Source organism: Streptomyces sp. NBC_00989, from assembly GCF_045162655.1.
In the GTDB taxonomy this organism is placed as follows: Bacteria; Actinomycetota; Actinomycetes; order Streptomycetales; family Streptomycetaceae; genus Streptomyces.
In genome coordinates, this window is the sequence record NZ_CP108728.1 from 1,503,518 (window position 1) to 1,522,193 (window position 18,676).

General features: G+C 71.2%; 19 protein-coding genes. 7 read left to right on the forward strand and 12 right to left on the reverse strand.

What is annotated here, in order from left to right:
* Positions 1-28: 28 nt before the first annotated feature.
* Entirely contained in the window at positions 29-397 is a 369-nt protein-coding gene (locus OG714_RS06815) for a hypothetical protein (RefSeq protein WP_406119276.1), read from the reverse strand.
* On the reverse strand, positions 394-951 hold the full coding sequence (locus tag OG714_RS06820) for a DUF4232 domain-containing protein (RefSeq protein ID WP_406119277.1): 558 nt from the start codon (positions 949-951) through the stop codon (positions 394-396). Before OG714_RS06820 ends, OG714_RS06815 begins: the two co-directional genes overlap by 4 nt.
* Positions 952-1,185: 234 nt before the next feature.
* Here OG714_RS06820 and OG714_RS06825 point away from each other — a divergent pair, with 234 nt between their 5' ends.
* A complete protein-coding gene (locus OG714_RS06825; RefSeq protein ID WP_406119278.1) occupies positions 1,186-1,968 on the forward strand; it encodes an ABC transporter ATP-binding protein in 783 nt (260 codons plus the stop codon).
* A gap of 3 nt (positions 1,969-1,971) precedes the next feature.
* Complete coding sequence (locus OG714_RS06830; RefSeq protein WP_406119279.1) at positions 1,972-3,282, forward strand: FtsX-like permease family protein; 1,311 nt, start codon at positions 1,972-1,974, stop codon at positions 3,280-3,282.
* Positions 3,283-3,448: 166 nt separating this feature from the next.
* Here the strand turns inward: OG714_RS06830 and OG714_RS06835 are convergent, their stop codons facing one another.
* Positions 3,449-4,018: a TetR/AcrR family transcriptional regulator gene (locus OG714_RS06835; RefSeq protein WP_406119280.1), complete on the reverse strand. Its 570-nt coding sequence runs from the start codon at positions 4,016-4,018 to the stop codon at positions 3,449-3,451.
* Between the two features lie 150 nt (positions 4,019-4,168).
* Between OG714_RS06835 and OG714_RS06840 the strand changes: the two genes are divergently transcribed.
* A complete protein-coding gene (locus OG714_RS06840; protein WP_406119281.1) occupies positions 4,169-5,026 on the forward strand; it encodes an AAA family ATPase in 858 nt (285 codons plus the stop codon).
* Positions 5,023-6,378 carry a vWA domain-containing protein gene (locus OG714_RS06845; RefSeq protein ID WP_406119282.1) on the forward strand — a complete coding sequence of 452 codons (1,356 nt, stop codon included), beginning with the start codon at positions 5,023-5,025 and terminating at the stop codon, positions 6,376-6,378. The genes OG714_RS06840 and OG714_RS06845 overlap by 4 nt, the downstream gene beginning before the upstream one ends.
* Positions 6,379-6,393: 15 nt before the next feature.
* On the opposite strand, the gene OG714_RS06850 is transcribed toward OG714_RS06845, so the two are convergent.
* On the reverse strand, positions 6,394-7,095 hold the full coding sequence (locus OG714_RS06850; protein ID WP_406119283.1) for an SDR family oxidoreductase: 702 nt from the start codon (positions 7,093-7,095) through the stop codon (positions 6,394-6,396).
* A gap of 176 nt (positions 7,096-7,271) precedes the next feature.
* Between OG714_RS06850 and OG714_RS06855 the strand changes: the two genes are divergently transcribed.
* Positions 7,272-8,243 carry a D-cysteine desulfhydrase family protein gene (locus OG714_RS06855; protein WP_406119284.1) on the forward strand — a complete coding sequence of 324 codons (972 nt, stop codon included), beginning with the start codon at positions 7,272-7,274 and terminating at the stop codon, positions 8,241-8,243.
* Between the two features lie 50 nt (positions 8,244-8,293).
* On the opposite strand, the gene OG714_RS06860 is transcribed toward OG714_RS06855, so the two are convergent.
* From OG714_RS06860 to OG714_RS06890, 7 genes are all read right to left on the reverse strand, one after another.
* On the reverse strand, positions 8,294-8,653 hold the full coding sequence (locus OG714_RS06860) for a cupin domain-containing protein (protein WP_406119285.1): 360 nt from the start codon (positions 8,651-8,653) through the stop codon (positions 8,294-8,296).
* 165 nt (positions 8,654-8,818) lie between these two features.
* Positions 8,819-9,799 carry a pyridoxal-phosphate dependent enzyme gene (locus OG714_RS06865; RefSeq protein WP_406119286.1) on the reverse strand — a complete coding sequence of 327 codons (981 nt, stop codon included), beginning with the start codon at positions 9,797-9,799 and terminating at the stop codon, positions 8,819-8,821.
* Complete coding sequence (locus tag OG714_RS06870) at positions 9,796-10,509, reverse strand: transcriptional regulator (RefSeq protein ID WP_406119287.1); 714 nt, start codon at positions 10,507-10,509, stop codon at positions 9,796-9,798. Before OG714_RS06870 ends, OG714_RS06865 begins: the two co-directional genes overlap by 4 nt.
* Positions 10,510-10,630: 121 nt before the next feature.
* Positions 10,631-11,662 carry an aldose 1-epimerase gene (locus OG714_RS06875; RefSeq protein ID WP_406119288.1) on the reverse strand — a complete coding sequence of 344 codons (1,032 nt, stop codon included), beginning with the start codon at positions 11,660-11,662 and terminating at the stop codon, positions 10,631-10,633.
* Positions 11,663-11,748: 86 nt separating this feature from the next.
* Positions 11,749-12,531 (reverse strand): ATP-binding cassette domain-containing protein, encoded by a 783-nt coding sequence (locus tag OG714_RS06880; protein WP_406119289.1) that lies wholly within the window; start codon positions 12,529-12,531, stop codon positions 11,749-11,751.
* The gene (locus OG714_RS06885) at positions 12,528-13,562 is read right to left on the reverse strand and encodes an ABC transporter permease (RefSeq protein WP_406119291.1); all 1,035 of its coding nucleotides are present in this window, start codon (positions 13,560-13,562) and stop codon (positions 12,528-12,530) included. The genes OG714_RS06880 and OG714_RS06885 overlap by 4 nt, the downstream gene beginning before the upstream one ends.
* A gap of 168 nt (positions 13,563-13,730) precedes the next feature.
* A complete protein-coding gene (locus OG714_RS06890; protein ID WP_406119293.1) occupies positions 13,731-14,849 on the reverse strand; it encodes a substrate-binding domain-containing protein in 1,119 nt (372 codons plus the stop codon).
* A 148-nt stretch (positions 14,850-14,997) separates the two neighbouring features.
* Here OG714_RS06890 and OG714_RS06895 point away from each other — a divergent pair, with 148 nt between their 5' ends.
* Both OG714_RS06895 and OG714_RS06900 read left to right on the forward strand, forming a co-directional pair.
* The gene (locus OG714_RS06895) at positions 14,998-16,071 is read left to right on the forward strand and encodes a LacI family DNA-binding transcriptional regulator (protein ID WP_406119295.1); all 1,074 of its coding nucleotides are present in this window, start codon (positions 14,998-15,000) and stop codon (positions 16,069-16,071) included.
* Positions 16,072-16,285: 214 nt separating this feature from the next.
* The gene (locus OG714_RS06900) at positions 16,286-17,506 is read left to right on the forward strand and encodes a metallophosphoesterase (protein ID WP_406119296.1); all 1,221 of its coding nucleotides are present in this window, start codon (positions 16,286-16,288) and stop codon (positions 17,504-17,506) included.
* 161 nt (positions 17,507-17,667) lie between these two features.
* Here the strand turns inward: OG714_RS06900 and OG714_RS06905 are convergent, their stop codons facing one another.
* Positions 17,668-18,567, reverse strand: a complete 900-nt coding sequence (locus tag OG714_RS06905; protein ID WP_406119298.1) for an NAD-dependent protein deacetylase — start codon at positions 18,565-18,567, stop codon at positions 17,668-17,670.
* Positions 18,568-18,676: the final 109 nt, after the last annotated feature.

Consider the following 18,676-nt stretch of genomic DNA (forward strand, 5'->3'; position numbering starts at 1 on the left):
CGTTCTGGTGACCCGTACGGGCGGGCGGTCAGGGGTTCCAGTAGGTGGAGAGAGAGGCGGTGAAGGCCGCGGCGGACGTGAGGAGCACGAGTTGGGTGGCGGCCGTGGTCCAGAGGCGGCAGGCGATCGCCAGGGCGACGGTGACGGCCTCGACCCGGCAGAGGAGGACGACGCAGTGGTACTGGTAGGAGGCGGCCGTGGAGTCCATCATCCCGGCGTAGCCCATCCAGTCCTCGGTGAAGACGCCGTCGCTGCCGAGCAGGAGGACCAGCGCGACGAGGAGGACGTCCAGGCCGACGAGCAGCCCGCACGCGATGGCGTCGGCCCGTCGGTGTGCGCGCGAGCGGCGCAGGACGCGCTGCGGGAAGCCGGCCGCGGGGGTGTCCTGGTCGGTCATCGGGTGCCTCCGGCAGTACGCCACGGTCCGACGCCGAGTCTGCCCGTGGTGCCGAGGTCGAGGCCGCCGTCCGGTGTCAGGAGGAGCGGGAGGGAACCGGACCGCGCCGCGACCGTCAGATAGCGCACGTAGGCCGCACCGTCGAAGCCGGTGGTGGTGTTGCGCCACAGCAGGCCGGCGGAGGCGGTCTCGCCGGGTGCGAGCGTCACCGCGCTCGGTGGTTCGTCGAAGCCGGTGACCGTGGCGATTCCGGCGCTGCCGTGGATCACCGACACACCGGTCACGTGCTGCTGGTCGCGGTCGAGCAGCCGGACCTCGGGGTAGCCCTCGACGCGGTAGGCGCGGGTGCCGCAGTTCTCCAGGGTGAGGTCCATGGCGCGCAGGCCCATCGCGGGGTTCACCGGTCCGGCCGTGACGCGGATGCCCTCCTCCGGGCAGACGGGGCCCGGCTTCGGCCATCCGGCGGCGGGATCGTCGTAGGACACGTCCGTGACCGTCCAGATGGCGGCCCCGACGAGGAGCCCCGCCATCGCGACCAGCACGGTGTCGTACACGCTTCTCGGCATCCTTCTCGGCATCCGCAGAGTCGATCAAGACGGGGGCGGGACCGCTGTGGCGGAGGCCATACCTCCGGTCACAGCCCTGTCACAGCATGTCCGGCGGACCCGAGCGCGGGGGTGTCGCTGAGTACACCCCGCGATACGGGTTCTGCGCCCAATGTGCGTAACCGGCTCTCTCCGTAGCGTCGTTGGCGAGGCACAGGGCGTGCCGCACGGAGGGTGATGGCGATGTTTCGCACCGCACGACGCACGCACGACAAGGGACCCGCCGCCGAGGCGCTGCGGCTGGTCAAGGTGAGCAGGACCTACGGCCTTGACGACAGCGCGGTGACCGCTCTGGACGGGGTCACGCTGAGCCTGGAGCGCGGGACGTTCACGGCGGTGATGGGGCCTTCGGGGTCGGGCAAGTCGACGCTGTTGCAGTGCGCGGCGGGGCTGGACCGGCCGGACAGCGGGATCGTGATGGTCGACGGCGCGGAACTGACGGGCGGGAGCGAGGCCGAGCTGACGCGGTTCCGGCGCGGTCGGATCGGGTTCGTGTTCCAGCAGTACAACCTCCTGGACACGCTCACCGTCGCGCAGAACACCGTGCTGCCGCTGAAGCTCGCGGGGCGGCGTGTCGACCGGCGGCGGGCCCAGGAGGTCCTGACCGCGGTCGGGCTCGGTGACCGGCTCGGCCACCGCCCCGACCAGCTCTCCGGCGGTCAGCGACAGCGGGTCGCGATCGCCCGCGCGCTGGTCACCGAACCCCGGGTGATCTTCGCGGACGAGCCGACGGGCGCCCTGGACACGCGGAGCGCGCGGGGCGTGCTGCTGCTGTTGCAGGAGGCGGTGCGGGTGCACGGGCGGACCGTGGTGATGGTGACGCACGACCCGGTGGCGGCCTCGTACGCCGACTCGGTGGTGTTCCTCGCGGACGGCAGGCTCGCCGGCCGGATGCACGCGCCGACCGTCGACGCGGTCGCCGAGCGGCTCGCGCACCTCGGCGACGACGTGACGGCGGGGGTGTGAGCGATGTTCGTACTGGCGATGCGTTCGATCCGGCAGCGGCCGGGACGGTTCCTGGCGACGCTGCTGGCCGCGTTCCTGGGCGCGGCGATCATCATGACGTTCAACTCGCTGCACGACACGGCGGCGCAGCACGGCATCGACTCCGTCAGCGCCGAGACGCTGTCCACGTCGGCGAGTGTCGTCGGGGGCTACGGCACCCTGCTGGTGTTCTTCGCCGTCGCGTCGACGCTGACGGTCAACGTGCGGCAACGGTCAAGGGAGTTGGAGACCCTGCGCTGCTCGGGGGCGACTCCGGCGCAGCTGAAGCGGATGGTCGTGGGTGAGGCGGTGGCCGTCTCTCTGCTGGGCGCGGTCTTGGCCGTCGGTCCCGCGATGCTCGGCGGACGGGCACTGCTCGGGGCGTTCGAGGACAGCGGCCAGGTGGCCCGGTCGGTCGACTACTCCTTCGGCCCCTTCGCGCTCCAATCGGGCCTCGGCATCACGCTGTTGGCCGCGACGGGCGCCGCGTTCCTGGCCGTACGGCGGGCCACGCGCGGGCGGCGCCGGCAGGGCCGGGCGCGGACGTTCTTCGCCTACGCCGCGCTGGTCGCGGGTGTGGTGTCGGTGACGGCGACCTTCGCCTTCTCCGCGACGGACGCGGCGTTGATGGCGGCGCCGGCGTACGGAGCGATCCTGCTGTCGGTCGGCCTGGCACTGCTGGCGCCGCGGCTGCTCAAGGGCCTGCTGGACCGGCTCCAACTCTCGGGCGCGAGCGGCTGGTTGGCCGTACGCAATCTGCGGGAGCGGACCGACCGGCTCGCCGGGATCCTGATGTCGCTGATCCTGTTCACGGCGGTGTCCACGGCGACGCTGTACATGCAGGCGGTGGAGAGCGACGCGGTGAGGTCCTCGGGCCTGACGAAGTCGGTGGACGCGAAGAACCTGGAGACCCTCAACTTCACGGTCGTCGGCATCATCGTGGTCTTCGTCTGCGTGATGCTGGTCAACTCGCTGTACGCGGCGACGACTTACCGCGCCCGCGAGTTCGGCGGACAGCGCCTGGCCGGTGCGACCCCGGGGCAGGTGCTGCGCACGGTCGCCATGGAGACGGCGATCCTCACGCTCACCGGCATCCTGTCCGGCACGGCGGCCGCACTGGCGGGCATCATCCCGTTCACCATGGTCCGCACGGACTCGGTCCTGCCACACCAGGGCCTCGGAATCTGGCTCACGGTCGTCGCGGTGGCGGCGACGGTAACTCTGGGCACGAGCCTGCTGACGGCACACCGGGTACTGCGCACACCGGCGGTGGAGGCGGTGGCATTGGCTGCGTGAGATGAGGGGCATCGCGGTTGGGGGCAGGCGCTACGGCGCCTGCCCCCTCCTAGGTTCTACGCAGGTCGGCCACATACGCACGGTTCGACCTTGCCCTGAAGGGGCGCGGGGAACTGCGCGACCAGCCCCCACGACGCCGCAGCCAAACAACGACATGACCAAATGTTCAGGCAACCCCCGCCGCATCCAACAACGTCCGCACGGTCTCGACAGTCAACCCGTCCAACGACTCCAGCTTCGCCCCGGCACGAGCACTGGCCCCGTCGAAGACCAGCATCAACTGCCGTGCCAGCAAGCCCGGATCACGCGCGCCCCCCAACTCCGCCTGCTCCCGGAACGCGTCCTGCAACTTCTCCTTGGCCGCCCGGGCGACCACGCTCGCCGGATGCTCGGGATCCTTCAGCTCGACCATCGTGGCAAGAAAGGGACAGCCCAGATAGCCGGCCTCGGTCGACGACTTCTCCGCCTGCTCGAAGACGTACAGGATGCGCTCGCGCGACGTACCGGCGTCGTCCGGACCGGGCATGAGCTGCGCCGCGTACCCGGGCGCACGCCGCTCCAGGCTCGCGGCGAGGACCTCGTCCTTGCTGTCGAAGAGCTGGTACATCGACCGCTTCGAAACCCCGGCCGACTTGCACAGGGCTTCCACGCCGAGGGAAACACCGTCGCGGTAGAACAGCTCGGCCGCCGCGTCGAGCAGTCGGTCCCGGGGTGACGCCTTCTCTGTCGTGGCCATACTGCGAGGTTACCGCGCCGCGAGCCAAGAGGAAACCGATCGGTGTACAAGCTTGCGCAGGCACCTGGTCCCGGGTGACAGTGAAGGTGAACAAGCGCTTAGATATGTCGCTGCGCGCCAACGCACCACCCGCGATCCGCCGGAGGCCCCGTGTTCCGTTCCGTCGACGAAGTCGCCGCACGCCTCGCCGAGACCGGCTATCTGGCCTCGCCCGCGGTCGCCACTACCGTCTTCCTCGCCGACCGCCTCGGCAAGCCGCTCCTCGTGGAGGGCCCGGCCGGTGTCGGCAAGACGGAGCTGGCCAAGGCCGTCGCCGAGGTCGCCGGAGCGCGGCTGGTCCGGCTCCAGTGCTACGAGGGCGTCGACGAGTCCCGGGCGCTGTACGAGTGGAACCACGCCAAGCAGCTGCTGCGCATCAGCGCCGGCCGCGACGAGAGCTGGGACGAGACCCGCACCGACATCTTCAGCGAGGAGTTCCTGCTCCCCCGCCCGCTGCTCACGGCGATCCGCGGCGACGACCCGAAGGTCCTGCTGATCGACGAGACCGACAAGGCGGACGTCGAGGTGGAGGGCCTGCTGCTGGAGGTGCTCAGCGACTTCCAGGTCACCGTCCCGGAGTTGGGCACGATCACGGCGACCCGCCGCCCCTTCGTGGTCCTCACCTCGAACGCGAGCCGTGAACTCTCCGAGGCCCTGCGCCGCCGCTGCCTGTTCCTCCATATCGGCTTCCCCGACGAGGAGTTGGAGCGTCGGATCGTACGGCTGAAGGTGCCGGGGCTCGGTGCGGCGCTGGCCGAGTCGGTGGTGCGCGTGGTCGGGGCGCTGCGTGAGATGGAGCTGCGGAAGGTGCCGTCGGTGGCCGAGACCATCGACTGGGCCCGCACCCTCCTGGCGCTCGGCGCCGACACCCTCGACGAGACGGTCGTACGGGACACCCTCGGCGTGCTCCTCAAACATCAGGACGACATCCTCCGGGCGGCCGCGAAGCTCGACCTGGACGCCGTGTGACCGCCGCCGGTGTCACCGAGCGGCTGACGGGCCTCGTCGGGGCGCTGCGCGCGCACGGTCTGCGCATCGGTACCGGCGAGACGGTGGACGCGGCGCTCGCCATGGAGGCGCTCGGTCTCGCCGACCGTGAACTGCTCCGCGAGGGACTGGCCGCGACGCTGCTGCACGGCACGGGTCAACGCCCCCTGTTCGACCCGGTCTTCGACCTCTACTTCCCGCGCGGCGTCGGAGCACCGCAGGCCGAGCCCACCAACCGCGATGACCTCCGCGACCGGCTCGCGGCAGCGCTGGCTGCCAACGACCGAGCGTTGATGGGGCAGTTGGCGGCTGAAGCCGTCGACGGCTTCGGCGGCTACGGCAACTCCCCCACGTCGGACGGCTGGTCGTCGCACCAGACCCTGGAGTGGCTGCGACCGCAGACGCTGCTCGCTCGGGTGCGTACGAGCATCCGGGAGCAGGGCGGACGGTCCGGGTTCACCGACCGGCTGCTCGACGACGAGATCCGGCAGCGCATCGAGGGCTTCCGGCGGCAGGTCGCCTTGGAGGCACGACGCCGGGTCGCCGAGCGGCGCGGCCGGGACGAGATCGCCCGGCGGGCGATCGCTCCGACGGCCGACCGCGTCGACTTCCTGTTCGCCGGACGGGCCCAACTGGCCGAACTGCGCAGGGCAGTTCAGCCGCTGGCCCGGAAGCTGGCCACCCGCCTCGCCGCACGCCGCCGCCGCGCCTCCCGGGGCACGATCGACCTCCGCCGCACCCTGCGCGGCTCACTCTCGACGGGCGGGGTGCCGATGCGTCCGGTACTGCGCCGACGCCGGCCCGTCCGGCCCGAACTGGTGCTGTTGTGCGATGTGTCGGGCTCGGTGTCGGGCTTCTCCGACTTCACGATGCTGCTGGTGCAGGCGCTGCACGACCAGTTCAGCAAGGTGCGCGTGTTCGCCTTCGTCAACCGTCTCGACGAGGTGACGCCGCTGCTCGTGCACGGCACGGCCGACCCCGAGGGCCTCGGCACCCGCATCCGCGACGAGGCCACCCTCACCGGCTGGCACGGCAGCAGCGACTACGGCGTCGCCCTGGGCGAGTTCGCGGAGCGGTACGGCGACGCGGTCGGCCCGCGTACGACCGTGTTCGTGCTTGGTGACGCCCGTACCAACATGAGCGACCCGAATCTCCCGGCCGTCCGGCAGATCGCCCAACGGGCCCGCCGCGTCTACTGGCTGAACCCCGAGCAGCGCACCCAGTGGGGCACCGGCGACTCGGCGGCGCCCGGTTACGCCGAGCTGGTCGAGATGCACGAGTGCCGGAACGCGCAGCAACTCAGCGCGCTGGTCGGCCGGTTGCTGCCGATCTGATCAGCGCAGGTCCGGCTAGGCGGCCAACTGCGGGTACAGGGCGCCGCCTTCGGCGGAGAGCCCGGCCTTCACCTGACGGGTCAGGTCGTCGGCCAGTACCTCGAAGGCGCCGGACTCGATGCCGTCGAGGGCCTGTGCCGCCACGCTCTCGGGAGTGGACTTGGGCGCGTCGACGTGCGCGGCCATGTCGGTGTCGACGTAGCCGACGTGCAGTCCGGTGACGTCGATTCCGCGCGGCTTCAGGTCCAGGCGCAGGGAGTTGGTCTGCGACCAGAACGCGGCCTTGGACGCGCTGTAGGAGCCGGCGATACCCACCCAGGACAGCACCGAGTGGAAGTTCAGGAGGTGGCCGCCGCCGTTGCGCTCGATGATCGGCACGAAGGCACGCGTGACGAGCAGCGGGCCATAGAAGTTGGTCTCGAACTCGCGGCGGATGTCCTCGACGGGCGAGTCCAGGAAGTTCGCGTTCACGGACGCGCCCGCGTTGTTGATCACGATGGTGACGTCCTGCGCCTGCTCGGCCGCCGCGGCGACGGAGGCGGGGTCGCTGACCTCCAGCGCCAGCGGGACGGCGTCCGGGTGCGTGACGGTCTTCGGGTCACGGGCGGTGGCGTACACCTTCTTCGCGCCGCGCTCGTACAGGGCCTCGACCAGCGCCCGGCCGATGCCGCGGCTGCCGCCGGTGACGAGGACGACGGAACCTTCGATGTTCGTCATGGAGATCTCCTGAGGTGAGGGGTGCCGTGGGGTACGCGGCAGGAGGGGCTGGAAACCGATCGGTTTCCTCATGTCGACCACAGTAAACCGATCGGTTTCCATGGGCAAGCCCGCAAGCCCACCCGCAGGTCCGCCCGCGCGTCGGCCGGCGACCGCGACGCGCGATGATGGACGCCATGAGCGACCCGCACAGCGACCCGCACGTGGAACTGGCCACCTTCCCCACCCCCGTCGAACCGGCCCCGAGACTCGCCACCGCGATCGGCCTGGGCCCGGACGACCTGTGGATCAAGCGCGACGATCTGACCGGCCTCGGAGGCGGCGGCAACAAGATCCGCAAGCTGGAGTGGACCGTGGGCGCGGCGCTCGCCGAGGGCGCGGACACCCTGGTCACGACCGGCGCCCCGCAGAGCAACCACGCCCGCCTGACGGCGGCCGCCGGAGCACGCCTGGGCCTGGACGTGGTGCTGGTGCTGCGCGGATCGCCGGGTGCGTCGCGCTCGGGGAACCTCGCCCTCGACGGGCTGTTCGGCGCGCGGATCGCCTGGGCGGGCGACGTGGACCAGGCCGGACTGGACCGGGCGGCGGCCGAGGTGTGCGAACAGCTCCGCACGTCGGGCGCCAGGCCCGCACTGATCCCGTTCGGCGGTTCCAGCGCGCTCGGCGCACGCGGCTATGTGCGCTGCGGTGAGGAGTTGCGCCGGCAGCTCCCCGATCTCCGTACCGCCGTCGTCGCGCTCGGCTCGGGCGGCACGATGGCGGGGCTGGTGGTCGCGCTCGGGGCGGCGGCGGTCCTCGGCGTCGACGTGGGCGCGCTGCCCGAACCCACCCCCGCCGTATGCGAGTTCGCGGGTCTGACCGAACCGGAGGAACTACGGGTACGGCGGGACCAGATCGGCGGCGGCTACGCCACGCTCACCGCGCCCACCGCCGAGGCCCTCACCCTCACCGCCCGCACCGCCGGACTCGTCCTCGACCCGACGTACACGGGACGGGCGATGGCCGGCCTGATCGCGGCCGTCCGGGACGGCGACATCAGGCCGGGTGAGCGGACGGTGTTCGTGCACACGGGCGGGCTGCCCGGACTGTTCGGGCACGCGGAGGCCGTCGCGTACGCCGAGGGGCAGGTCGTCCGGTACGAGGCGTGACGTACGCGCCCGGCGGGTGCGGTGCCGCGGGGCGCGTACATCCGGAGGGGCTACGGAGCCTTCGCGTAGTCCGTGGCCATGGCGCCCGCGAAGTCGTACACGATGACCTGTTCGTCGCCGACGACCCACGCGTCGTGTCCGGGCGGGCACACGAACACGTCGCCGGGACCCACTTCGCCCTCACCGCCGTCGTCCATCAGAAGGTGCATCCGTCCCTGGACCACGTAACCGTTGTGGTGGACCTCGCAACTCTTGGTTCCCGCGATCGGTGCCACGGACTCGGACCAGCGCCAGCCCGGTTCGAAGGTGCCCACGGCGAAGTCGAGTCCGCTGAGGTGGACGGCTTCGAGGTGGCCGCGGGGGAAGTCACGTCGCTCGTCCGGCTTGTCGACCGTCTTCACTTCCAGCATGACGGCTGCCTCCATTCCGGCCGCGCACAGCGCGACCGGGGCCGGTCTCCGTCTCCCGGCATCCTTGAACGGCACCGGCGCTCCGGCGGGGGCCGCGCCCCACCACTCCATCGTCTTCCTGTCCACTCGGGAGCGCCATTCGGGGGAACGCCGGCTCGGGCACCGTCAGGACGAACCGCTCGCGCACAGCCGCGCGAAGCGATCGGTGTCGATGTTGCCGCCGGAGACGATCATCCCCACCCGGCCCGAAAGCGAGCCCGCGCGCCCGGCGAGCAGCGCGGCCAGCGGGGTGGCACCACTGGGCTCGACGACGATCTTCAGCCGCTCGAAGGCGAACCGCATCGCGTCCTTGATCTCCTCATCACTGACCAACGCGACCTCGTCGACCAGCCGTCGGTTCACGGAGAACGTCAACTCGCCGGGCGTATCGGCCGCTTGGCCGTCGGCGATGGTGCGCGGCACCGGGATGGACACGCGGCGGCCCGCCTCCAGGGACCGCTTGGTGTCGTCCCCGGCCTCCGGTTCGACACCGATCACGCGGGTGCGCGGGTGCAGCCCCTTGACGGCGGTGGCCGTCCCGGCGATCAGCCCGCCGCCGCCCACGGGCACCAGGACGGCGTCCAACTCCCCCACTTCCTCGACGAGTTCGAGTGCCGCCGTGCCCTGCCCCGCCATGACGTGCGGATGCTCGTAGGGCGGGATGAGGGAGAGCCCGCGCTCGGCGGCCAGGGCCTCCCCGATGGCCACCCGGTCGCCGCTGTAGCGGTCGTACGTGACGACCTCGGCGCCGTATCCCTCGGTGGCGGCCCGCTTCGAGGCCGGGACGTCCTCGGGCATGAGGATCACCGCGGTGGTGCCGAGTTCGCGGGCGGCGAGGGCGACGGCCTGGGCGTGGTTGCCGGACGAGTAGGCCGCGATGCCACACGCGAGTTGCTCCGGCGTCAGCCGCGAGGCCGCGTTGTAGGCGCCGCGGAACTTGAAGGCGCCGATCCGCTGGAAGTTCTCGCACTTCAAGTACACCTCGGCGCCGACGAGTTGGTCGAGGGTGCGCGAGCGCAGTACCGGCGTGCGGTGGGCGACGCCCTTGATCCGGGCGGCGGCGCCTAGGACGTCGTCGAGGGTGATGGGCGGGGTGCCGGTCGTCACGCGTCTCCTCCAGTGGAAGCGGAATCAGCGGCGGGACCGGGCAGGGTGCCCGTCGCCGCGCGGGCCTGCGAGAGGTAGCTGTAGGCGGAGGCCCGGGAGATACCGAGCCGGGCGGCGACCTGTTCGATGGCCCGGCGCACGGCGAAGACCCCGTGCTCGTCGAGGCCGCGGAACAGCTCCAGCCGCTGCGCGCGGTCGAGTTGGACCCAGGTCCTGCCCCGCCGTAGCTGATGGGCGTCGACGATGGCCTCGACGACGGAGTCGATGTCGTTGCCGAAGGTGGTGGTGGCGGGCGCCTGGGCCGCACCGCCCCCGCCGATCGCGGCCAGCAGCGCCTGCGCCTGCTGTACGGCGGTCACGTCGACGTTGACGCACAACGCGCCGAACACCGCGCCCGTCGAGTCGCGCAGCACCATCGTGGACGACTTGAGCTGCCGGCCGCCCCTGGTCCGGGTGAGGTAGTTCAGCTCGTCGGCGGCCTCGTCGCCGCGCGCCAGCATCCGCAGTCCGATCTCACTCATCGCCCCGCCCACCGACCGCCCGGTCAGGTCCCCAGATACGGCGACCACCGACTTCTCCGGCTGCCGGTAGTCGTGCAGCAGCACCTCGCACACCGGACCGAACGTCGCCGCGAGCCCGTCGACCACGGGCACCAACGCGGCGATGATCGCGTCGCGTTCGGCGTCGCGGGCCGGCTTGCCGTCCGTCATTGCCATCCCTCGGTTCAGACTGTGTGTCCAAGAACTATACCCACAGTCCAACACTCGTCCACAGTGCTCCACCGGAACACCGGGCCGACCGCGTCACACGCGTCCGCCCGGGAGCCACGGTTCAGTGCGTCGAGGGCAGGTACGTGACGCCGAAGCGGAATTCCCGCTGCCGACCGGGCTCCAGGGAAAGGGCGGTGGCGTGTTCCGGACGGTTGTAGGCGTCGGTGGGTGCCTCGACGGGCTCCAGGGCGATTGAGGCGCGCCGGTCGCGGGCCAGGGTGTCGCCGGTGAACACGTGCAGGTACCCGCCGTACTGCCACACCCGTAGCTCGTCCCCGGTCGCGGGGTCGCTCAGCACCGTCTCGGTCCGGCCGCCGGGGCCGGGGACCAGGTCCGCGAAGCAGGCGTCGATGACGGCGTCGCCGAGCCTCCTGGGCCTACGGAAATCCAGGTCGGGGCAACGGTCCAGGGGCAGCAGGGCCTCCTGTCCGCGCAGGGGGATGAGGGAGGCGTCGGTGCGGATCAGGGTGCGGGCGGGGATCCGCAGGACGAGGTCGTCGATGGGGCGGGAGAGGGTGAAGTAGGGGTGCCAGCCCGACGCGTAGGGGGCGACGGTCTCCCCCACGTTCGTCGCCCGGATCTCGATGGCGAGTTCGCGGCGGCCGATCGTGTACTCCACGTCGAGGTCGAGCGCGAACGGGTAGCCGACGTAGCGGCCCGGTCTGATGCTCGTGCTGCGCAGCAGCAGTCGCGCCGAGCCGGCCGTCATGGTGGCCGCGACGAGCCGGAAGGGCGTTTCGCGCGCGAAGCCGTGGTAGATCGTGCGGTCCCCGCGGCGGCCGGGCAGCAGGTCGTGGTCGCGTCCGCCGTGGTGGTAACGGCCGTCGGCGACGCGGTTGGAGAACGGGGCGAGCAGGCCCGCCCGTACGCCGTCCTGCGACCGCAGTTCCGCCTCGTCACGGTAGCCGTCCGTCAGTTCCGTCGGCTGCCCGGCCGCTCCGCGTCCGACCTGCCAGCTCAGCAGCGTCGCCCCGCGCAGGGCTAGGACGGCGCGCACGGCACCGTCCGGCGCGGAGACGGTCACGGTGGGTTCGTCGCCGAGGCAGCCTTCGGCGATCCGGAACGTGTCGGCCGTACCGCCCCTGTCTTTCACTGGGCTTCCGGAACGAGCCTCTTCACCCCCGTCACGGCCTGTGACCCGGCTTCCGGAACGAGCCTCTTCACCCCCGCCATGGCCTGTCACCCGGCTTCCGGAACAAGCTTCTTCGCCCCCGTCATGATGGCCACCGCGTCCTCCATCGAGTGCGACTGCGGGGTGATGACCCCGGCGCAGCCGCCGAGGCGCTGGATGTGGATGCGGTCGGCGACATCGAAGACGTTGGGCATGTTGTGGCTGATCAGGATGACGCCGAGGCCCTGGTCGCGCAGGTCGCGGACGAGTTTGAGGACCTGGCCGGTCTCGCGGACGCCCAGCGCGGCGGTGGGTTCGTCGAGGATGACGACCCGGCCGCCGAAGGCGCCCGCGCGGGCGACGGCCACCGACTGCCGCTGGCCGCCGGAGAGCGTCTCCACGGCCTGGTTGATGTTCTGGAGGGTGCTGATGCCCAGCCGCTTGATGTGGTCGGCCGCCTGACGCTTCATCTCACCGGTGTCGAGCATGCGGAACACCGAGCCGAGCACGCCCTTGCGGCGGATCTCGCGGGCGAGGAACAGGTTGCTGGCGATGTCCAGCGCCGGGGCCACGGCGAGGGTCTGGTAGACCGTCTCGATGCCGGCCTCGCGGGCGTCCTGCGGCCGCTTGAAGTTCACCTCGGTGCCGTCGACCAGGATGCTGCCCTGATCGGGGACGAGCGCCCCGGAGAGGCACTTGATCAGGGTGGACTTGCCGGCGCCGTTGTCGCCGATGACGGCGAGGACCTCGCCGGGGTGGAGGGTGAGGTCGACGTCGTTCAGACCGATGACCCGGCCGAAGACCTTGACCAGGCCCTTGGCCTCGAGAACGGGGGCGGTGGCGGTCGTCACGACTTCACACTCCGGATCCACTGGTCGACGGAGACAGCGGCGATCACCAGGATGCCGACTGCGAGGACTTGGTAGTTGGGGTCGATCCCGGCCAGCGCCAGACCGTTGACGAAGACCTGGACGATGAGCGCGCCGATCAGCGAGCCGAGCACCACGCCGCGTCCGCCGAACAGGCTGGTGCCGCCGATGACGACGGCGGTGATGGACTGGAGGTTGGCGTTGAGACCGCTGTTCGGGTCACCGCCGCCGACCCGGCCGACCAGGATCCAGGCGCCCACCGCGATGGCGAAACCGCCGACCAGGTAGGCGCTCAGCAGCACCCGGTTGACGGAGATGCCGGCCAGTCGGGAGGCCTCGATGTCGTCGCCGACGGCGTACAGGTGACGGCCCCAGGCGGTGTAGCGCAGCGCGTAGCCGATCACCGCGTACAGGGCGATCATGAGCAGGACGCCGTTGGTCAGGTTCAACTGCCCGATGGAGACGGTCTCGCCGCTCCACATGAGGATGTTGCCCGGCTGAAGGGAGATGGTCTGGCCCTTGGCGTAGATGAGCGTGATCGCGGTGAAGATGCTGAGGGTGCCGAGCGTGACGATGAACGGCGGCAGCTTGATCCTGGTCACCAGCAGGCCGTTGAGGGCCTGGGCGGCGATGGCGACGACCGCTCCCGCGAGCAGGGCGAGCACGCCCGACACGTGGTTGTCGGCGACGAGCTTCGACATCAGCAGCGAGGCGAGCACCATGACCGCGCCGATGGACAGGTCGATGCCGGCGGTGAGGATGATGACGGTCTGACCGACGGCCAGCGAGCCGATGACGGCCGTCTGCTGCGCGACCAGGGACAGGTTCTGCAACGCGTAGAAGCGATCGTTGACCAGGGAGAAGACGATGGCGGCGAGCACCAGCACGATCGCCGGGCTGAGCGCCGGCTGACGGTGCAGCACCGAGTGGATGCGCTGGGCCGGTGTGGCGGGCCGGTTGAGGAAGTCCTCCGCCGGTGCCGGTGTCGCTTCACTGTCCACGTGGGTGGTCACAGGGGAGGTCCTTCCGGTTCTGTCCCTCGTGCGGGCCTTCGTAGGAACGAACTCATGAGGTAGGGGCCATGAGGTACGGGCTCATGCGGTACGGGCTCATCGGCTCGTGCGGTGCGGGTGGGCCGCCGGTGCCGGGACGGCTGCCGGCGGCCCACCCGGCCGACCGGGTCAGCTGCCCCAGCAGGCGGAGGCGGCCTGCGCCGGGGTCTGGACCGTCAGTCCCCCGATGGGCTTGGCGGCGGCCAGCGCGGTGCCGGTGTCGTAGAACGACTTGCCGTTGGTGACGCTGGGCTTGCTGCCGCCGCGGGCCAGCTTCGCGATGGAGCTGACGCCGAGCGCCGCCATCTTGCCCGGGTACTGCACGGCGTCGGCGGCGAACTTGCCGCTGGTGACGTTCTTCAGGCCCGAGCAGCTGCCGTCGATCGCGTAGATCGCGGCGGCCTTCTCCTTGCCCGCCGCCTTCAGCGCGTTGTACGCGCCCTCGCCCGCGGGCTCGTTGATGGCGTAGACCACGTTGATGTCCGGGTTGGCCGACAGACAGTTCTCCATCGCGGTGCGTCCGCCGTCGATGGCGCCCTGGGTCGGCTGGTGGCAGGCGATCGTGTAGGTGCCGCCCTTGCCGCCGGTGTACTTCCCGGACTTGGCCTCCTTGCCGTTCTCGGTCTTGCTGCCCGGGTCGATGCCCATGCCCTCCAGGAAGCCGTGGTCGCGGTCGATGTCCACCGAGACGACCTGGTTGTTGAACAGGTCGAGCATGGCGATGACCGCGGGCTTGCCGTCCAGGGCCGCCGCCGCGTACTGGCCGTCGAGCTTGCCCGCCTGCTCGTTGTCGGTGGCGTAGGTGATGTCCGCGACGCTCGGCGGGTTCGGCGCGGTGTCCAGGGCGATCACGAAGAGGCCGGCCTGCTTGGCGCGCTTCAGCGCGGTGTTCACCGCGTCGCCGTTGGTGGTGATCAGGATGCCCTTGTCGCCGCGCGAGACGGCGTTGTCGATGGCGGTGATCTGGGTCTGGGTGTCGCCGTCCGACGTGCCCGCCGCCACGGTGAGGCTCACCTTGTCCTTGGCGGCCTGGGTCTTGGCGTCCTTCTCCATGCTCACGAAGTACGGGTTGCTCAGGGTCTTCAGGATCAGTGACACACCCACCTTCCCGCTGCCGGACGAGGAGGAGCCCGAGTCGGAGGAACCGCAGGCGGCGAGTGTGGCGCCGAGGCACATGGTGACGCCGATGGCCGCCGCACGGGTGCGCCGACTGCGGAGGCCCGACGCCTGGCTGGAGGAGAGGTTCATGACGTGATCCCTTTCGAGCCGTCCCTTGGTCGACGCTGAGACAACGTTGACTCGACGGGATAGTGGGCCCGTATGGACGAGCGCGTCAAGACACTGGTAGACATACGTCGGCAACGACTGGGTAACGCACAATCAGTTGGAGACAACGATGACTCTGGGCGAGCCGCCATCGCGGTCCCCCCGCAGCCGCCCCACCATGCGCGAAGTGGCGGCACTGGCGGGCGTCGCCATCAAGACGGTCTCCCGCGTGGTCAACGAGGTGCCCACCGTCGATCCGGCCATCGCCGCCCGGGTGCGCGACGCGGCCGACAAACTGGGCTACCGGCCCAACCTGACCGCCAGCAGTCTGCGCCGCGGGGACGGCCGTACGGCCACGATCGGGATGCTCGTCGAGGACTCGGCGAACCCCTTCTCGGCGGCCCTGAGCCGCACCGTCGAGAACGTGGCACGCGAGCGCGGAGTGCTCGTACTGGTCGGAAGCCTCGACGAGGACCCGGCCCGGGAGCGGGAGTTGGCCCGGGCTCTCATCGACCGGCGGGTCGACGGCCTGGTGATCGTGCCGGCCGGCCACGACCACAGCTATCTGATCAGCGAGCAGCGTTCGGGCACCTGCATGGTCTTCGTCGACCGCGAGCCCAGCCTGCTCGACGCGGACACCGTCGTCTCCGACAACCGGCAGGGCGCCCTCACCGCCGTCAACCACCTGCTGAAAACCGGCCACCGCCGCATCGCCTACCTCGGCGACCGCGCGACCATCCCCACCGCCGCCCAGCGCTTCGACGGTTACCGGCACGCCCTGGAAGTCGCGCACATCGCCTACGACGACGAGATCGTCCGGCACACAGGGGCCAGCGAGGAATCCGCCATCACCGCGACCCAGCAGCTCCTGGCGCTGCCGAACCCGCCCACCGCGCTGTTCACCAGCCAGAACCTGGTCACCATCGGGGCGGTACGGGCGCTGCGCGCGCTCGGTCTGCAGAACACCGTCGCCCACCTGGGCTTCGACGACTTCCCCCTGGCCGACCTCCTCAGCCCGGGGATCTCCGTCATCGCGCAGGATGTCGAGCAGTTGGGCAGGACAGCGGCCGAGATGCTGTTCCGCAGACTGGACGGCGACCAGTCACCCACCCGCACGGTCACCGTGCCGACCCGGCTGATCGAGCGGGGCTCCGGCGAGATCACAACGGAAGGACCTCAACCTCACCAGGACCGACGGAACTGAACGCACGCGCCGACGGAACAGCCGCCCGCTGTGACCCACCCTGAACACCGCACCCGCATCGGATCCGAAGCGCTTCAAGGTGTCCACGGCGGAGTCCCGCCGCCCCCCGGAGAACCCTCCGCCCACCGGACCGCACCCATGAACTCCCGTCCGCCCGGCCCGAGGACGACCGGATACAGTGCGCGAGACGGCAGCCTGGTCAGAGAGGGGAAGCGTGACCGACACCAGCGACACCCGATCCGCCGACAGCGAAGTGCGAGCCCCGCGGCGGAGCCCACTGCTCCGCCTGATGCGCTACCTCCCCCTGATCGCCCCCGTCCTGCTGTGGGCCGTGCCCTGCTGGGTGCTCCTGTTCACCGGCCAGCACTGGCCGCTGCCCGTCACGCTGGCCGGCACCGCCCTGTTCGTCCTCGGTCTCGTCGGTATGCCGCTCGCCATGGCGCGCGGTCACGGCCGACGCCAGCAGGACCGCGCGGCGATCGTCGGGGACACCCTGCTGGGCTCCAGCTGGGTCCTGTTCACCTGGTCAGTACTGCTCGGCGTCCTGTTGCGGCTCGCCCTGACCGTGGCCGGCGTCGGCGAGGGCCAGGACCGGGCCCGCATCGTCACCTGGGCCGTCCTCGGCGTCTCCGCCCTGCTGCTCGCCTGGGGGTACGCCGAGGCCCGCCGCGTACCACGTGTGCGCCGCCTAGACGTGCAACTCCCGCGGCTGGGAGCCGGGTTGGACGGCACCCGCGTCGTCCTCATCACCGACACCCACTACGGCCCGCTCGACCGCGCCCGCTGGTCGGCGCGGGTGTGCGAGACGGTGAACACCCTGGAAGCCGACCTGGTCTGCCACACCGGCGACATCGCGGACGGCACGGCCGAACGCCGCCGCGCCCAGGCCGTCCCCCTCGGCACCGTGCAAGCCACCAAGGCCCGGGTCTACGTCACCGGCAACCACGAGTACTACAGCGAGGCCCAGGGCTGGGTCGACCTGATGGACGAGCTGGGCTGGGAGCCGCTGCGCAACCGCCATCTGCTGCTGGAACGCGGAGGCGACACGCTCGTGGTCGCCGGCGTCGACGACGTCACCGCCGAGTCCTCCGGCCTGCCGGGCCACCGCGCCCACCTCGCCGGAGCCCTGAACGGCGCCGACCCCGAACTCCCCGTCCTGCTCCTCGCCCACCAGCCCAAGTTCATCGACCGGGCGGCAGCCGCCGGCATCGACCTCCAGCTCTCCGGCCACACCCACGGCGGCCAGATCTGGCCCTTCCACCACCTGGTCCGCCTCGACCAGCCCGCCCTCGCCGGCCTCACCCACCACGGCACCCGCACCCTCCTCTACACCAGCCGCGGCACCGGCTTCTGGGGCCCACCGTTCCGCGTCTTCGCCCCCAGCGAGATCACCCTGCTCGTGCTCCGCTCCCCGCACGTGCCCACCTCGCCGTAGTCCACGAGCCGAGGAATGCGGGGGCGACAGCGGATCAGCGCGCCATTTGCTGAAGGTGCGCGGCCCTTGGACGGTCGACGGGCAACACGTCAACGCTGGTCCCGGTGAACCCTGCTTCGTCCAAGGCCGTCATCCAGACCCTGTTCCTCAGTACCTGTTCCTCAGTCCGCCGGCCCGCCGACCGGGATGCCGAGTCGGTCGGCGACGGTCGTCAGGGCCGTTCCCAGCGGCAGCGCGACCCGGGTGCGGGCGTGCGGGTCGCCCCGGGTGGGGTCCCGGTTGACGATCAGCACCGGCTTGCCCTCCTGCGACGCCTGACGGACGAACCGCAGCCCGGACATCACCGTCAGGGACGAGCCGAGGACCAGCAGCGCGGTCGACTCGCGGACCAGCCGCCGGCAGTGCTCGACGCGCTGCGGCGGAACCGCCTCGCCGAAAAACACCACGTCCGGTTTGAGGACGCCCTCGCAGCCGGCACACGGCATGACGCGGAAGTCCCCGACCTGCGCGTCGGTGAGGTCCGCGTCACCGTCCGGGTTGATCCCGGCGGCGACCGGGTCGAAGCCCGGGTTCTCGGCCTCCAGGCGCCGGGCGAGTTCGCGGCGCGGGCTGATGGCGCGGCAGGAGAGGCACACGACCCGGTCCAGGCTGCCGTGGAGCTCCACGACGCCCTCGCTGCCGGCGGCCTGGTGCAGCCCGTCGACGTTCTGGGTGATCACGCCCGAGACGTGGGCGTCCCGGGCGAAGGCGGCCACCGCGAGGTGTCCCGCGTTCGGGCGGGCCCGCCCGAAGGTGCGCCAGCCGAGGTGGCTGCGCGCCCAGTACCGGCGCCGCGCGTGCGCGCTCCCGGTGAAGTCCTGGTAGGTCATCGGGGTGTGCCGGCTCAGGCTCCCGCCCTCGCCCCGGTAGTCGGGGATGCCCGACTCCGTGGAGATGCCCGCCCCGCTGAGCACCAGCACACCGCCGGCGCTCAGCGCGTCGACGATCGGCTCCAGGTCGGTGGTGCCCGGCAGCAGGTCCGCCGCCGTGGGGGTCCAGCTCAGGGTGGGGCGCATGCGCATGCCGCAAGGGTACGGAATCGGCGGCGACCCCCGGTGGGCGTGACGGGCGTGGACGGTTGCCGGGGAACGGTCCTCCATCCGCCGCGGGCAAACCGGCGCCCGGCGCACC

Excerpts from the sequence above, each read along its gene's own strand:
- OG714_RS06815 (WP_406119276.1), bottom strand. The coding sequence starts at position 397 with ATGACCGACCAGGACACCCCCGCGGCCGGCTTCCCGCAGCGCGTCCTG.
- OG714_RS06825 (WP_406119278.1), top strand. The coding sequence starts at position 1,186 with ATGTTTCGCACCGCACGACGCACGCACGACAAGGGACCCGCCGCCGAG.
- OG714_RS06830 (WP_406119279.1), top strand. The coding sequence starts at position 1,972 with ATGTTCGTACTGGCGATGCGTTCGATCCGGCAGCGGCCGGGACGGTTC.
- OG714_RS06835 (WP_406119280.1), bottom strand. The coding sequence starts at position 4,018 with ATGGCCACGACAGAGAAGGCGTCACCCCGGGACCGACTGCTCGACGCG.
- OG714_RS06850 (WP_406119283.1), bottom strand. The coding sequence starts at position 7,095 with ATGACGAACATCGAAGGTTCCGTCGTCCTCGTCACCGGCGGCAGCCGC.
- OG714_RS06855 (WP_406119284.1), top strand. The coding sequence starts at position 7,272 with ATGAGCGACCCGCACAGCGACCCGCACGTGGAACTGGCCACCTTCCCC.
- OG714_RS06860 (WP_406119285.1), bottom strand. The coding sequence starts at position 8,653 with ATGCTGGAAGTGAAGACGGTCGACAAGCCGGACGAGCGACGTGACTTC.
- OG714_RS06870 (WP_406119287.1), bottom strand. The coding sequence starts at position 10,509 with ATGACGGACGGCAAGCCGGCCCGCGACGCCGAACGCGACGCGATCATC.
- OG714_RS06890 (WP_406119293.1), bottom strand. The coding sequence starts at position 14,849 with ATGAACCTCTCCTCCAGCCAGGCGTCGGGCCTCCGCAGTCGGCGCACC.
- OG714_RS06895 (WP_406119295.1), top strand. The coding sequence starts at position 14,998 with ATGACTCTGGGCGAGCCGCCATCGCGGTCCCCCCGCAGCCGCCCCACC.
- OG714_RS06905 (WP_406119298.1), bottom strand. The coding sequence starts at position 18,567 with ATGCGCATGCGCCCCACCCTGAGCTGGACCCCCACGGCGGCGGACCTG.